Here is a 14,091-nt window from a genome sequence, read left to right on the forward strand (position 1 = left end):
TTTCGCCATGATCACGGTGGCGATCGCGGAGGTGTTCTTCTTCGTCGAGTTCAATCCGCTCTCGGACTTCACCGGCGGCGAGAACGGCCTGCCGGGCGTACCGACGCCGAGCTTCAATCTCGGCTTCACCACCATCCACTTCACCAATGGCTGGTCGCTCTACCAGTTCATCGCGCTGTGCTACTTCATCGGCGTCATCATCGCGCTCAGGATCGTCCGCTCGCCTGTCGGCGCCATCTTCAGCGCGATCCGGGACAATCCGCTGCGCGCCACCGCCGTCGGCCACAACATCCACGGCTACAAGCTGACCGCCTTCGTGATCGCTGCGGCCTATGCGGGCTTCGCCGGCGGCCTGCTCGGCGTATTGCAAGCCTTCATGCCGCCCGACGCCTTCACCTTCGACACCTCGGGCCAGCTCGTGATGCAGACCGCCATTGGCGGCCGCGGCACGCTGTTCGGACCGCTGCTCGGCGCGGCGGTCTGGCTCTTCCTTCAGGACTTTCTCCAAGCGGCGCTGGGCCTCGGCGCGGCCTGGAAGCTCGTGCTCGGCGTCGTGTTCGTGGTGCTGGTCTGCTTCCTGCGCGGCGGCATTGTGGGCGGTCTCGTCGATCTCTACGGCCTCGTGTCCGGCAAGCGAGCGCGGAAGGCTGCGGAGACGGAGGAGGAGGCCGAGATCGAGACGCCACAGCATGCTCCGCCTGCACCAATGCAGGCCAAGGAGGTCGAGCATCCCGCCTACTCCGGACCGATTCTGAAAGCCACGGGCCTGACCAAGCGCTATGGCGGTCTCGTCGCCAACAGCGACATCGATTTCAGCGTCAATCAGGGCGAGCTGCGCGGCATCATCGGCCCCAACGGCGCCGGCAAATCGACCTTCTTCAAGATGCTGACCTGCGAGATCGCGCCGACCTCCGGCCGGATCTTGTTCGAGGGCCGCGACATCACGGGACTGAAGGTCACCGAGGTCTGCCAGCTCGGGCTCACCAAGAGCTACCAGGTCAACCAGCTCTTCACGGGCCTCACGGTGCGGCAGAACCTGACGATCGCCGCACTCGCCGAGCTGCGCGGCAAATTCCGGCTCGACCTGTTCCGCAAGGTCTCGGGCGTGAAGGGCCTGACGGAGCAGGTGGCGCACACGCTTGCCCTGGTCAATTTGACCCGCCGCGCCGACACGCCGGTATCCGAGCTCGCCTATGGCGAGAAGCGCCGGCTGGAGATCGGGCTTGCGCTCGCCACCTCGCCGCGCCTGCTGCTGCTCGACGAGCCGCTCGCGGGCATGAGCCCGCGCGAGCGGGTCGAGACCGTCAAGCTGCTCAAATCGATCGCGCGCGGCCGCACCATGATCATCATCGACCACGACATGGATTCGCTGTTCGAGCTGGTCGAGCGCGTGACGGTGCTCCAGGAGGGCAAGGTGCTGCTGGACGGCACACCGGAGGAAATCAAGACCAACGCCGCGGTGCAGGAAGCCTATCTCGGCGGCGTGCACGGAGAGATCGCCGCATGAGCCTGATCGAGGTCGACGGCCTGAACAGCTATTACGGGGACTCGCACATCCTGTTCGACGTCGCGATGCATGTCGAACGTCACGAGGTGGTAGCGCTGCTCGGCCGCAACGGCGCCGGCAAGAGCACCACGCTGAAGAGCCTGATGGGCGTGGTGACGCCGCGCAGCGGTAGCGTGAAGTTCGACGGCATCGACATCGCCGGCCGCAGGAGCCACAAAATCGCGCAGGCGGGCATGCAGCTCGTGCACGAGGAGCGGCGCATCTTCGGCAGCCTGTCGGTGGAGGAGAACATCGTTCTCGCGGGGATCACCGCGCCGCAACGCTGGCCGCTCGGCCGCATCTACGAGATGTTCCCGCGACTGAAGGAACGGCGCGGCAATCGCGGCACCGAGCTCTCCGGCGGCGAGCAACAGATGCTCGCGATTGCACGGGCGCTGGTGCGCGATCCCAAGATCGTGCTGCTGGACGAGCCGTTCGAGGGGCTGGCGCCCGTCATTGTCCACGATCTCGTCAAGGCCTGCCGCGAGCTCGCGGCCGCCGGCCAGACCATCGTGCTGGTCGAGCAGAATCTGGCGGCGACGCTAGCGCTGGCGACGCGGATCTACATCATCAACAACGGCCACATTGTCCACGAAGGGCCGGCGCAAGAGCTCAAGGCCCAGCCGGAGCTGCTGCAGCGCTATCTCGGCGTCTAGCTCCTCTGCCTCGTCGCGTCCCGCCACCGGCCACATGCAGGTCTGCTTACGTGTTCCGGGCCCGGGCCGGTCGGCACGCGATGGTGGTCAACAGCCGACATCCCTAAACATACCAAAAGGAGCCAAAGATCCACGCTCACCCGAAAATAAAATAGAGAAGGTAGAGCGAGTAGCCGAGCGCAAGGAGGCCTACGACTACTGAAAGCCAGAATAGAAGTTTGTCATCATTCATTGACGATCTACCGGCGGATTAAACCCTTGGCGAGACGGCGAAGCGCAATAGAGCCGATTCCGACGAACAACGGGAGCAGACCGTCAGATCTCCCCGCTTTGGGTCGAAACAAGCCGAATAGCGGCAGGACCTTCTATGTTGACGCTAACATATTCCTGCGCGGCCGAAATGAGACCTTCCACGGCGGATTTATTGTACGAGAAATGCTTCGGATTTAGATGCAAGCCAGTTTCTACGATCATTGCTTGGGTAACCCCGGAGGGCAGAATCTCGATTGCAAACGATACAAAAGATACGTGGGGAGCTTTGAAAGACATTTGAGCCCGCTTTCACTGACGTCGAACGTAGGTGGCGCCCCAGCCAAGGCCGAGTGTGGCGGCGACAAGCGAACCGAAGAGGACGCCCAGTTTAGCCGCCCTCAATAATCCTTCATCGGAGAAGGCGAGCATCGAGATGAAGATCGACATGGTAAAACCGATGCCAGCCAGCAGGCCGACCAGACAGACGCCACCCCACGAAACTCCAGGAGCAAGGCGACACCAGCCCATTCGTACCGCGACCCAAGCCGCACCGACGACGCCAAGCGGTTTCCCAGCGACCAAGGCAAGCGTAGTGCCCATCATCACCAGGTGGCCCCCTGCGGAGAGATCAGTGCCGGTTAAGCTGACGCCGGCATTCGCTAGCGCGAAGATCGGCATGACGCCATAAGCCACCCACGGATGCATTGCCATCTGCACCCGTGACACCGGCGGCAATAACTCGCGGTGAGCTACACGAAGGTCTCGCAGCGGTTGCTCCAACAGATGCGGATCCCTCGCTTTCACCGCATCGCTGCTTCGTAGCTGTTTCAGCACTCGCGACACAACTTCCAGCGGCGGCTCCCGCATCGGTATGGCGCGTGCCGGAGTGATCAACCCAAGCACGACACCCGCAAGGGTTGGATGGATCCCGGCTACCGTGAACCCGATCCAAACCAAAGAGCCGGGCAATACGTAGAACGGTGCAGAACCGATGCCGATGCGCTGAAATCCTAAAGCCGCGAGAACGCCAATTGACGCGATGATGAAACCGCCAGGCTGAAGACTGGCGGTGTAGAACAGGGCAATGATCAGCACCGCAATGATGTCGTCGATCATCGCCAGAGCAAGCAGGAACACACGCACATTGACCGGGATGGTTCGCCCAAGCAGCGCGAGCACTCCGACTGCAAAGGCGATGTCTGTCGCGGTTGGCACGGCCCAGCCCTGCCCTCTAGCCGGATCGCTGTTGAGGCTCAGATAGATGAGCGCCGGGACGATGACGCCACCAGTCGCGGCGACCAGCGGCAGAATGGCTTGGTCGAGTTTGCTCAGTGCGCCTTCGTGGACCTCGCGCCGAATCTCCATGCCCACGACGAGGAAGAAGACGGTCATCAGTGCGTCGTTGACCCAGAAATGCAACGACCGGGAAAACACGTATTCGCCGACACCGATTGTGAGCGGAAGGTTCCAAAAGGCGTGATAGCAATGAGCGAACGGAGAATTGGCCCAGATAAGTGCAGCGGCAGCGGCCGCGAGGAGCACGGCACCGCTGACAGCCTCGACATGCAGGAACCTGTGTAGGGTGCTGAGGGCCTGTTCCGCGAGCCGCTGAGCTTTCGGCAGATCGTCGAATAAAGAGCTATCGTTCACGGGCGCACGCTTTCCGCGTGGCGGCCCGACCATCGCTTGACCTGTCGCTGCTCAATGCAGCGAGCACCCGAACGTCGTTATACATCGTGGCAATGACAATTCAACCTTGGAAGAAGGCGCCTGTCTGTTTCAGGGCGGTCTCGTTAGTTCGGTCTAATTCCGGGAGCATCCAGTCTCCATCGCCGGGGGGCAAATCTTCGGAGCGGGGAGCTGACGTTTTCGTCTAAAGGTGCATTAGACTTCGGTCATATTGGTCCAGGCTGACTTTGCTCTAGGATCGACCAATGCGGGGAATGATCATCATCACGGTGGCCTTCTTGGCCCTGGCGCTCGCATTCTCGAGCGCACATCAACCGGTCATCCAGCCGACAAGCCGCATCCTCCCGTAAACGTGCCAGCCAACTAAGGGCAGCCCGACTGCTTCCTTTGCGTGCGGATTGGCGAAGCGGCATGTCGTCTTTGAGACCCGAAGCGGACCAAGCGGTGACAGTCGACCCTATCGCATCGCATAGTCCCGCACCCTGCCAAGCAGTCGATCCGCCCGCACGCGCTCGCCCGGGGTCATGTCGCGAAGATCGTTCGCGTCATCTTCGCAAATGTAGATAATTTCTCCCATGGGATCCAACCCATCGCGCTGGGATATGCCCCCCAAGCTGAGATGCGCTCTCCATGGCTTCGCCCTCGTCAGAGACGGCTGCCAATTCGATCCAGTGGGCGCGTGGATTTCGTGCGATGACACACTCGCCCAAAAATACGGCGAGGTCGAAGATTGCGTTCAGTCCACGCAAAGTTCCCTCCCATGGCGTCAGATGGCGAAAGAAGATTTGCATCACTTTATCTCTGGGCAATGTCGGCATGAGTACGCCGTAATGACCCGGGAGCCAAGCGGATACAGCAGCGAGACCATCGTCCCGCAAATGCGCACTTACACTGAAGCGCGCCAGAAAGTACTTGAGCGCGTCCAGCTGTTCCGCGCGATGGTCCATAAAGTAGCCAACATTTTTCCTTGCCGCGGGTGATGAACTCTCGCTCCTCTAGATCGGAAACGCCGCGAGGGCAATTCGGGCCCTGACAGTGAGGTGGCTTGTAGGTGGGATAATCTGCCAAGGCTTCTGACATCTGGTGAAAGGTCAGTGAGTTGCCGAGGCTCTCTGCGAAACCAACTGAGCATCGTCTTTCCCTATCAAGAACCACCTTGAAGCAATCTAACACACGCTCTCGCAATAGAAGCGACATTCCGCGAGTGACGTCGGCCGACCTTACGACACTCTAAGATCCTCCGAAGTCAGCTTGTGGCCCGAAGCCGTCTGCGAGGGCAGAACAGAGCGCGTCCGCTCTGCCCCGAAGTCAGACGTCAACCTGTTCTGCTATTGCGATGGCGTCGTCGACCTCGATCCCGAGATAAAGTCGGCCTGATTGCCCAGCAGGCGCAACGAAGGAGTGGCTATTGTGTGCTATTTCGATTTCAATGCAGAAACCGGATGCCAATCCTCTGGATCATCACTTAGCAACTTTCTGCAACGACCCAACAGCTCGACTGCAGACGAATCCTGCGGTCGCTCCAATAGGACGGCTTCGAAATCGGCAATCGCGCCGACGAAATTGCGTTCGCGGTATTTGGCCAGACCCTGCTCATAGCGTGCGATCCAAGTCTCGGATTGGCGCGCTGAGCCCACCTCGCTCGCCAAACCTATCAATTCATGGACTGCGATTCCCCCTTCGCGACCGTAGACCGCGATAGTGTCGATCTCGCGCGTGACTACCGCGCCGCGCGCGAGACGCTCAGTCGCCTCACCGATCAATATTTGTGTGCCGTAGCTCTTGTTGGCCCCTTCCAGGCGGCTCGCCACATTCACGGCATCGCCGATCACCGTATAGTTCAGCCGCAGCTCGGAGCCGATATTGCCGACCAGCATGCGGCCGGAATTGATGCCGATGCGAATCTGCAGGGGATGGCCGAGATCGTCGCTGAGGCCGGAGTCCGCGATGGCGCGGCGGATGTCGAGCGCGGCGCGGCAGCAGCGCTCCGCATGATCGGCTTGCGGCTGTGGTGCGCCCCAGAACGCCATCACGGCATCGCCGATAAACTTGTCGATCGTCCCGCCATTGGCGACCACGACTTCCGAGGCAAGGTCGAGATAGCGCGACAGCAGGGGCACGACGCGGTCGCCCATGCGTTCTGAGAGGCCGGTAAAGCCGGCCACATCCACGAACATCACGCTCAATTCCTGGATCGCGCCACCGGGTTTTGCCTCGACACCCTGGCGCAACAGCGCGCGGACGAGATCGGCGGGAATGAACTTTCGGAACGCCGAAAGGCCGGCTGCCATCTCTGCGATGGCGCCCGACAAGCTTGCGATCTCCTTCAGCCGCGAGGGATGACGGCGCACCAGCTCCAGCGCAAAGGTCTCGACGTGGCGGATCTCTCCGACGACGCGGGTGAGCGGTGCCGCGATCACCGTACGCGCGAGCAAGGCGGAGGCGAGCGCCGCAAGCACTGCGCCGACAGCGAGGCCGAGAATTAAGCGACGCAACGTCGTCTCGACAGGACCGAGAAACTCGGCCTCTGGAATGATGGTCGCGAGCCGCCAGCCGGGAAACGGCAGCGGCGTGAGTGCGAACTCATAGGCGGCACCGTCGGACGTAAGCCTGCTGCGCCAGCTGTCCTTGCCAGTGCCGGCCTGGGCCAGCGCCTTCTGTGCCAGCGGCAGCAGTTTCTGGTCGCCGCGCGCGGGGTGCAATTCGTCAGCGTCCTTGTCGGGCGCGGCGACGAGCTCGCCGCTGCCGTCGAAGATGAATGCCGTTCCTGTGCGCCCGACCTCGAGCTGCGCAAGGAAGCGTGCAAGGCGAGTGTATTCGATGATGATGGCAAGCACGCCCTGCCGCTCTTGATAGACGTCGATCGGACCTGCAAAGGCGATCGACGAGCGCTCCCCGATCGGATGGTCTGTGACCCTGAACCACTCGGGCTGTTCGGCCTTGATGCCGGTCTTGAACCAGGTACGATCAGCGACACGGAAGTCAGTCGGCTCGAAACGGCGGTTGGCGAATTCGATATCGCCGGGCACGACGTCGTATTCGTCGACGCGGCGCTGGCCGGCATGATCGGTGAGCGAGATTTCCATCATCTCGAGACGGCCGTCGCCGAGCTTGTGGGCGGCAAAGAAAGCGCCGTCGGGCCACCCGAACGCGACCCAGGAGATCGTGGCCTGCGATTGCAGTTGAGACAGGAACACGAATTCGCGTTTGTCGGCCTCGCGGGTATCGAGGACGTTCTGCAGGAACAAGGTACGGATCGCGGTATGCGCCGCGCGCGCCTCGTCGACGATCGCGGCGACTTCCTTGCGGACAGCAGCGACGATCTGCTCATTGATGGTCAAGGCGAGTTGTCGGCTGGTTGCCTCCGCCGTGCGCCACCAGACAAGGCTGGACAAGGCCGCGGTCAAAAGGATCGCTGTCAGGACCAGCGCCGACACCGCGAGACGGATGCTGACCGTCAGCCGCCGCAGCGCCTGGCCTGATGTCGCATGTCCGGGGCTGGCGTTCATGGCTTGATCCGACGGGTTGGCGAGGCCGACTGTAACCTCCTTCGCAGGCCCGCAGCCGTTCGTTACATCTCGCAAATGCCCGCAGTCCCGGCCAATGCCCGCTGGCTAAGGTCTCCATAGAGACTAGGCATTGGAATTATCTTCCCACCTGCCGCTAATCCGTCACCCAAGCGCACGACGTCGCGCGCTTCACCCAACGATCTCACCAACTCGTGAGCGGCTTTTCCGGTAACGGCGGCTGCGGCGGGGACGAACGAGACAGTGGGCCCATTGCCCTACTCCAGAGGAGAGAACTCATGTCTGCCAAAACCACCATCAGCTCGCTCATGCTCGCCGGCGCCGTCTCGACCGCGCTCGCGACCCTCGCCACCGCCGCTCCGCTGACCAAGGCCGAGGCCGATGCCGCCATCGCAGCCAAGAAGGAAAAGTGCTTTGGCGTTGCGCTGAAGGGCCAAAACGATTGCGCCGCCGGACCGGGCACGACCTGCCAGGGTACCTCGACCGTCGATTTCCAGGGCAATGCGTGGAAGTTCGTCCAGGGCGGCACCTGCGCCAGCATCGAGCTCCCCGGTGGCAAGAAGGGCTCGCTCAAGCCGGTCTGAGACAAACGCAGCATCAAGGCAAACATGCGGAGGACGACATGGACGCAGCGATCAGGCCCCGGACGTCTGCGGCCATTCCCCTCCGCTTTTCGCTTCCCATCGGCAGTGTTGCCGGGACGAGTTTCAAGCCCGAGCACCTCACCGCGATTCTTGAGGAAGGTCCGCAGCGCGGCTTCTTCGAGGTCCACGCCGAGAACTACATGGGCGCGGGCGGACCACCCCACCGGATGCTGGAACGGCTGCGCCGGGATCATCCGCTCTCGCTGCACGGCGTCTGCATGTCGATTGGTGGACCCGCCCCACTCGACCGCACGCACCTGGCACGCTTTCGCGGCCTCGTCGCGCGCTATCAGCCGGCGCTCGTCTCCGAGCATTTGGCATGGTCGACACACGAGACGAGCTTCTTCAACGACCTCCTGCCGTTGCCCTACAACAAGGCGACGCTAGCTCGCGTCTGCGAGCACATCGACGAGGTGCAGGAAGCAATCCGGCGACCGATCCTGCTGGAAAACCCCTCGACATACGTGGCGTTTCGCAACTCCACGATGTGCGAAACCGACTTCATCCGCACTGTCGCCGAGCGTACCTGCTGCGGCCTATTGCTCGACGTCAACAACGTCTTCGTCTCCGCCGCAAACCACTGTTTCTCGGCATTGCAATATCTCGCCGATTTCCCGTTGCCGCGCGTCGGCGAAATTCACCTCGCTGGCCACACCGAGCAGAGCGGCGAAGGCGAGCTGTTGCTGATCGACAGCCATGACGGTCCCGTCGCGGACGCCGTGTGGAAGCTGTTCGAGATCGTGATCGCGCGCTGCGGCCCCATTCCGACGCTGATCGAATGGGACAGCAACATTCCGGATTGGCCGGTCCTGAAGGCCGAGGCCGCATCCGCACAGGCGATCCTGGATCGTCATGTCCGGAGGATTCGCCATGCAGCCTGAACCGCAGGCCTCCTACGCGGCAGCGTTCGCGCCGGCCTTGCTCGATCCTGTCAGCCACGTGCCCAGCATCGTGACCGGCCCGTGCGGAAAATCGGCCGTCAAGTGCTACAACGTCTATCGCAACAACGTCATGGTCAGCCTGATCGACGCACTCGCTTCGATCTACCCGGCAGTACTGCGTCTGACGGGTGCAGATTTTTTCCGCGCCATGGCGCGTTTCTATATCCGCGAATCCCCGCCGACATCCCCGCTGCTGTTCGACTACGGTCGCGATTTTCCCGCCTTCATTCAAGCCTATGAATTCGCTCAATCGTTGCCCTGGCTCGCCGACGTCGCCCGGATCGAGCGGGCATGGCTCGACGCCTATCACGCCGCCGACAGCGCGCCGTTGTCGCCATCCGCACTCGCTGCTGTCGCGTCGGATCGTCTTGCCAGCCTCGTCTTCACTCTGCATCCCGCGACGCGCGTGGTGCGCTCGCCCTTCGCAGCGGTCACGATCTTTGCCACCAACCGCAATACGGCGCCGAATTGCATGATCGACGCATCAACGCCTGAGGATGCCTTGATTACTCGGCCGGACGCCGACGTCGTGGTGCAAATACTGCCGCCGGGCGGCGCAGTCTTCCTGACCTCCCTGATGTCAGGATGCATGCTGGCAGAAGCCGCCGCTGCGGCGCTGGAGGACGCACTCGACTTCGATCTCGCCACCAACATCGCCGGCCTGTTCGAGGCTGGCGCAATCACATCGCTGACGTCTGGAGATGCAAGATGATCCCGGAACAACGCATCGTGCCCGCAAATGCCCTGCCCTCTTTCGGTGTGCTCGTCGATAGAGCCAAAGGTCTTGTCCAGACAATCGCGACTCCGTCCATGGTGCAGCTCGTGCTGCGCCTGGCATTGGCCGTCCCGTTCTGGCGTTCCGGGATCCTCAAATGGACCGGCTTCCTCAAGCTAAGCGACGTTGCGGTGACGCTGTTCACGGACGAGTTCATGCTGCATCTGCCCGGCGGCCCCTATCATTACCCGATCCCCGCGACAATGGTCTTCCTGTCCGGCTGCGGCGAGATCATGTTTCCGATCCTGCTCGTGCTCGGCCTCGGCACACGTTTTGCTGCGCTCGGCCTTCTCATCATGACCGTCATCGTCGAGCTCACCGTGCCCGACGGCTGGCCGGTCCACATCACCTGGGCCGCGATGGCGCTCGGCATCATGGCCTACGGGCCTGGTCGCATCTCACTCGATCATCTGCTTTGTAGATTTGTGATGCATCGCAACAGGTAGCGCGAGACTGCGCAATGGGGCCCATCAGGGCGGCTCCACGCGTTTCCGCCGTGCCGCCGTTCAACCTCATCCTCGAGGCGCGCCCATCAGGGACAGTTGGATGTCCGTGGTTATATTACCGCGGACATCCACTCGTCAGGTCTCACGCGACGGGTTCGTCGCGGGTCAGGGTAAGCGACAACGACCTGATGGCCGGAGCGGCCAAGAGAACGATGGGTGCCATTGCGATCCACGACACCAGCCACGACGCCATCCAATTCAACAGGAAATGTCCGCTCGCGATGGCAGAGAGGCTCGCGATTCCCGCTGCAATCAGGGAGGTCAATCCCGACTGAATGACGCCGAAAACAAAGTGACTGTAGCGACGCGGAATTGCGAGCATGACGTTTCGCTCCATCTCGATGCGGCTACCTTACTTGGCCAGACTCCATTTTCAATCCCACGGGAATGCTCGCGCGTGCCTATAGTCTACTCATTCGGCTGCTATTGGCATCATCTCGTGCTGATCGTGCAGGATCACGCCCGCGAGAGGGTCGAATTCGCCTTCCCATGGCTTGCTTGCCAGCGCCGACCGTGTGTGTGTGTAGCCGGCTTCCCAGCGCCGCATGATGCCGGACGGGCTGAAGTCGATATCCTTGGTGTGGGTTTCGTGGTTCAGTTGTGGGGCGAGCAGCCGCACCACGTGCATATGCGTGGGACAGCCATAACTCGTCAGTTCGCGCACCACGGGATCGTTGCGTTCGCTCTCGGGGAGCCGCGCGGCCAACTGGTTGATGACGTGACGCAAGCGATGCGCCTGCTGCTGACGCGTGATCTGGCTTGCGATACGGCTGGAATACTGGACGTCCTTATGGCGGTTCAGGACTTCGGCCATTGTGGTCGGCTCGGCCCCCAGAGGGTTCCAAAGGTGCACGGCGAAGATCAGCGAGTTCTTGCGCGGATTGTCGTCGAATACCGCTTCGGTCGGCGTGTTGGAGAGAATGCCGCCGTCCCAGTAGAGCTCGCCGTCGATACGCACGGCCGGAAACGCCGGCGGCAGCGCGCCTGACGCCATCACGTGCTTCACCGTCAGCTCACCGTCGCGGCTGTCGAAATAGCGCATCCGGCTTGTGCGCACGTGGGCCGCGCCCACCGTGAGCCGCGGCATGCAGCGATTGACCAGGCTGAAGTCGACGAGTTCTTTCAGCGTCTTCTCGAGCGGCGCGGTCGAATAGAAGCCTGCGTGATCGGCACCGAGCGGATAGGAATCGCCGGCATGCGCCAGCGGATTGGGCCGGAAGAAGCCGGGAATCCCGTTGGTGACGGTCGACCAATAGGTGAGCTTTTCGTTGAAGCCGGGGAATGCGGTACGGAAGCTCCAGGCCGGATTCTGCTCTATCCGCTTCCAGAATTCTCTCAGGCGCTCAAGCCGGTGCTGCGGCTCATTGCCGGCGATCAGGCTGGCATTGATGGCGCCGATCGAGGTGCCGATGATCCAATCCGGCTCGATGCCAGCCTCGTGCAGTGCCTGGTAGACGCCGGCCTGGTAGGAGCCGAGGGCGCCGCCGCCCTGCAGCACCAACACGACCTGGCCCGGCAGGCCCATGGACCCGATGCTCTGCGTATTGCCCTGCATGCCGTTCATGTCACGCTCCTGATGAGCTTCTATTGGTCGGATATTCGTCGGCCGTCGCGATTTGTTACGCCGGCTCATGTCAATGCGCGGTCCAGCCGCCGTCGACCGGCAGCGCGATGCCGGTGATCGAACCCCCGGCTTCGGTCGACAGAAACACCGTGAGCGCGCCAAGCTCCTCGACCGTGGTGAAGCGCTTGTTGGGCTGCTGTGCCAGCAGGACGTCACGGATCACCTGGTCGCGCGAGATGCCGTGCGCCTTGGCCTGGCCGTCGATCTGCGCCTCGACCAAGGGCGTATAGACATAGCCGGGGCAGATCGCGTTGCAGGTGATGTGCTCTTCCGCGGTCTCCAGCGCCGTCACCTTGGTCAGACCGACAATGCCGTGCTTGGCCGCGACATAGGCCGCCTTGAACGGGGACGCGATGAGGCCATGCGTCGAGGAGACGTTAATGATGCGGCCGAACCCGTTCTGACGCATCGCGGGCAAGGCGAGCCGCGTGGTGTGGAAGGCCGACGACAGATTGATCGCGAGGATCTGGTCCCACTTCTTGACCGGAAACTGCTCGAGCGGCGCGACATGCTGGATGCCGGCATTGTTGACGAGAATGTCGAGCCGGCCGGACTGCGCGACGGTTGCCGCGATCATGTCGGCGATCGAATTTGGCCGGGTCATGTCGGCGGGCGAGAAGCTCGCCTTGACGCCGAACTCGGCGGCGATCTGCTCCCTGACCTTGCCAATCTCGGCGGCGACGCCGAGCCCGTTCAGCACGACGTCGGCGCCGGCTGCGGCAAGCGCCCGGGCGATGCCCAGCCCGATGCCGCTGGTCGAGCCCGTGACGAGGGCAACCTTGCCGGCGAGCGCCCGCGTGGCTTGAGACGTCTGCAGCTTGACGGGAATGTTCATGGCCAATCCTCCGGTTGCGACGGGCGGCCCGATGACCGGCCCCCTGACTTTCGCAGACAGTGAGGGACGGCCTTTCGAAACGGAAATACCGGCTGGCTTCCGAAACGATACGTGCCCGCTATCGCGCGCAGGATGTCATTCCCTGCCCCGATCGGCTAAGTTCCGGTCCGATCCTGTTGGGAGCCGATCCATGGAAATGCACCAGGTCCGCTATTTCCTCGCGGTAGCGCAACTCCTGAACTTCACGCGCGCCGCCGAGGAATGCAACGTGACGCAGCCGTCGCTGACGCGGGCCATCAAGCAGCTCGAGGCCGAGCTTGGCGGCGATTTGTTTCGCCGCGAGCGGCCGGCCGCGCAATTGACCGAGCTCGGCCAGCGCATGCATCCGCTCCTGAAGCAGTGCTACGAGGCCGCCGCCGGTGCGCGCTCACTCGCCTCCTCCTTCAAGAGCGGCGAAATCGGCGCGCTGCGCGTTGCACTGACGCATGCGATCGATCTTTCCCTGCTCATCCCCCATCTCAGCCAGATCAAGCGGCAGTTCAACCGGCTCGAATTCCGTTTTCTGCGCGGCACCGGCCGCGAGGTCGCCGAATATCTGAAGAAGGGCGAGGCCGAGCTCGGCATCGCCGCCGAGATCGACGAGGCCTGGGAGCGGCTCGATGTCTGGCCGCTGTTCACCGAGGGTTTCGAGCTCGTGGTCGGCAAAGGCCACCGGCTCGCAGGCCACAGCACGATCGAATTCGACGACCTGCGCTCGGAGCAGTTACTGAGCCGAAACTATTGCGAGCACGCTGGCCGCATCTCGGCGAATCTGCGCGAGCACGGCATCGACGTGGACCACAGCCATGAGACCTCCAGCGAGCGCGACCTCATCGAGCTGGTCGAGGCCGATATCGGCATTGCGATGGTGCCGCACACCTCGCCGGTGCCCGAGAGCCTCAAGCGCGCCGCTGTGAGGGGCCTCGACGCGCGCCGCACCGTTAACCTCTACGGCGTCGCCGGCCGTCAGCGGACTGCAGTGGCCAACGCGGTGATGCGAATGCTGCGTGGCGCGGACTGGCGGGAGATTGCGGGGTGATCTTCTCCCCTCGTGAAG

At 62.6% G+C, this 14,091-nt stretch carries 12 protein-coding genes; 7 read left to right on the forward strand and 5 right to left on the reverse strand.

Annotated features, from left to right (window positions below; all coding sequences use genetic code 11):
- A partial coding sequence (locus IVB46_RS11880) for a branched-chain amino acid ABC transporter ATP-binding protein/permease (protein ID WP_247342816.1) occupies positions 1–1,507 on the forward strand: 1,507 nt, incomplete at its 5' end.
- Positions 1,504–2,202: an ABC transporter ATP-binding protein gene (locus tag IVB46_RS11885; protein ID WP_247314674.1), complete on the forward strand. Its 699-nt coding sequence runs from the start codon at positions 1,504–1,506 to the stop codon at positions 2,200–2,202. The genes IVB46_RS11880 and IVB46_RS11885, both read left to right, overlap by 4 nt.
- 561 nt (positions 2,203–2,763) lie before the next feature.
- Here the strand turns inward: IVB46_RS11885 and nhaA are convergent.
- Together nhaA and IVB46_RS11895 are read right to left on the reverse strand one after the other, a co-directional pair.
- A complete protein-coding gene (gene nhaA, locus IVB46_RS11890; protein WP_247342820.1) occupies positions 2,764–4,104 on the reverse strand; it encodes a Na+/H+ antiporter NhaA in 1,341 nt (446 codons plus the stop codon).
- 1,454 nt (positions 4,105–5,558) lie between these two features.
- Positions 5,559–7,652 carry an adenylate/guanylate cyclase domain-containing protein gene (locus tag IVB46_RS11895; protein WP_247314939.1) on the reverse strand — a complete coding sequence of 698 codons (2,094 nt, stop codon included), beginning with the start codon at positions 7,650–7,652 and terminating at the stop codon, positions 5,559–5,561.
- A 296-nt stretch (positions 7,653–7,948) separates the two neighbouring features.
- On the opposite strand from IVB46_RS11895, the gene IVB46_RS11900 reads away from it, so the two are divergent.
- Genes IVB46_RS11900 through IVB46_RS11915 form a run of 4 tightly spaced genes read left to right on the forward strand, consistent with a single transcriptional unit; the run spans position 7,949 to position 10,476 of the window.
- Positions 7,949–8,254 (forward strand): DUF2282 domain-containing protein, encoded by a 306-nt coding sequence (locus IVB46_RS11900; RefSeq protein WP_027544620.1) that lies wholly within the window; start codon positions 7,949–7,951, stop codon positions 8,252–8,254.
- 38 nt (positions 8,255–8,292) lie between these two features.
- On the forward strand, positions 8,293–9,195 hold the full coding sequence (locus IVB46_RS11905) for a DUF692 domain-containing protein (RefSeq protein WP_247314937.1): 903 nt from the start codon (positions 8,293–8,295) through the stop codon (positions 9,193–9,195).
- Complete coding sequence (locus tag IVB46_RS11910) at positions 9,185–9,967, forward strand: DNA-binding domain-containing protein (protein ID WP_247342823.1); 783 nt, start codon at positions 9,185–9,187, stop codon at positions 9,965–9,967. The genes IVB46_RS11905 and IVB46_RS11910 overlap by 11 nt, the downstream gene beginning before the upstream one ends.
- Positions 9,964–10,476: a DoxX family protein gene (locus IVB46_RS11915; protein WP_247342826.1), complete on the forward strand. Its 513-nt coding sequence runs from the start codon at positions 9,964–9,966 to the stop codon at positions 10,474–10,476. Before IVB46_RS11910 ends, IVB46_RS11915 begins: the two co-directional genes overlap by 4 nt.
- Positions 10,477–10,618: 142 nt before the next feature.
- On the opposite strand, the gene IVB46_RS11920 is transcribed toward IVB46_RS11915, so the two are convergent.
- The 3 genes from IVB46_RS11920 to IVB46_RS11930 form a co-directional block, all read right to left on the reverse strand.
- Positions 10,619–10,858, reverse strand: coding sequence for a DUF2798 domain-containing protein (locus IVB46_RS11920; RefSeq protein WP_247314930.1), 240 nt, complete (start codon positions 10,856–10,858; stop codon positions 10,619–10,621).
- Positions 10,859–10,948: 90 nt separating this feature from the next.
- The gene (locus IVB46_RS11925) at positions 10,949–12,100 is read right to left on the reverse strand and encodes a patatin-like phospholipase family protein (protein WP_247314928.1); all 1,152 of its coding nucleotides are present in this window, start codon (positions 12,098–12,100) and stop codon (positions 10,949–10,951) included.
- 70 nt (positions 12,101–12,170) lie between these two features.
- Entirely contained in the window at positions 12,171–12,995 is an 825-nt protein-coding gene (locus IVB46_RS11930) for a 3-hydroxybutyrate dehydrogenase (RefSeq protein WP_247314925.1), read from the reverse strand.
- Positions 12,996–13,185: 190 nt separating this feature from the next.
- On the opposite strand from IVB46_RS11930, the gene IVB46_RS11935 reads away from it, so the two are divergent.
- Positions 13,186–14,073 (forward strand): LysR family transcriptional regulator, encoded by an 888-nt coding sequence (locus IVB46_RS11935; protein WP_247314923.1) that lies wholly within the window; start codon positions 13,186–13,188, stop codon positions 14,071–14,073.
- Positions 14,074–14,091: the final 18 nt, after the last annotated feature.

Source organism: Bradyrhizobium sp. 61 (assembly GCF_023073075.1).
Lineage (GTDB): Bacteria > Pseudomonadota > Alphaproteobacteria > Rhizobiales > Xanthobacteraceae > Bradyrhizobium > Bradyrhizobium barranii.

Coding starts and splice junctions, on each gene's coding strand:
- IVB46_RS11885 (WP_247314674.1), top strand. CDS start 1,504: ATGAGCCTGATCGAGGTCGACGGCCTGAACAGCTATTACGGGGACTCG.
- IVB46_RS11895 (WP_247314939.1), bottom strand. CDS start 7,652: ATGAACGCCAGCCCCGGACATGCGACATCAGGCCAGGCGCTGCGGCGG.
- IVB46_RS11900 (WP_027544620.1), top strand. CDS start 7,949: ATGTCTGCCAAAACCACCATCAGCTCGCTCATGCTCGCCGGCGCCGTC.
- IVB46_RS11905 (WP_247314937.1), top strand. CDS start 8,293: ATGGACGCAGCGATCAGGCCCCGGACGTCTGCGGCCATTCCCCTCCGC.
- IVB46_RS11910 (WP_247342823.1), top strand. CDS start 9,185: ATGCAGCCTGAACCGCAGGCCTCCTACGCGGCAGCGTTCGCGCCGGCC.
- IVB46_RS11915 (WP_247342826.1), top strand. CDS start 9,964: ATGATCCCGGAACAACGCATCGTGCCCGCAAATGCCCTGCCCTCTTTC.
- IVB46_RS11920 (WP_247314930.1), bottom strand. CDS start 10,858: ATGCTCGCAATTCCGCGTCGCTACAGTCACTTTGTTTTCGGCGTCATT.
- IVB46_RS11925 (WP_247314928.1), bottom strand. CDS start 12,100: ATGAACGGCATGCAGGGCAATACGCAGAGCATCGGGTCCATGGGCCTG.
- IVB46_RS11930 (WP_247314925.1), bottom strand. CDS start 12,995: ATGAACATTCCCGTCAAGCTGCAGACGTCTCAAGCCACGCGGGCGCTC.
- IVB46_RS11935 (WP_247314923.1), top strand. CDS start 13,186: ATGGAAATGCACCAGGTCCGCTATTTCCTCGCGGTAGCGCAACTCCTG.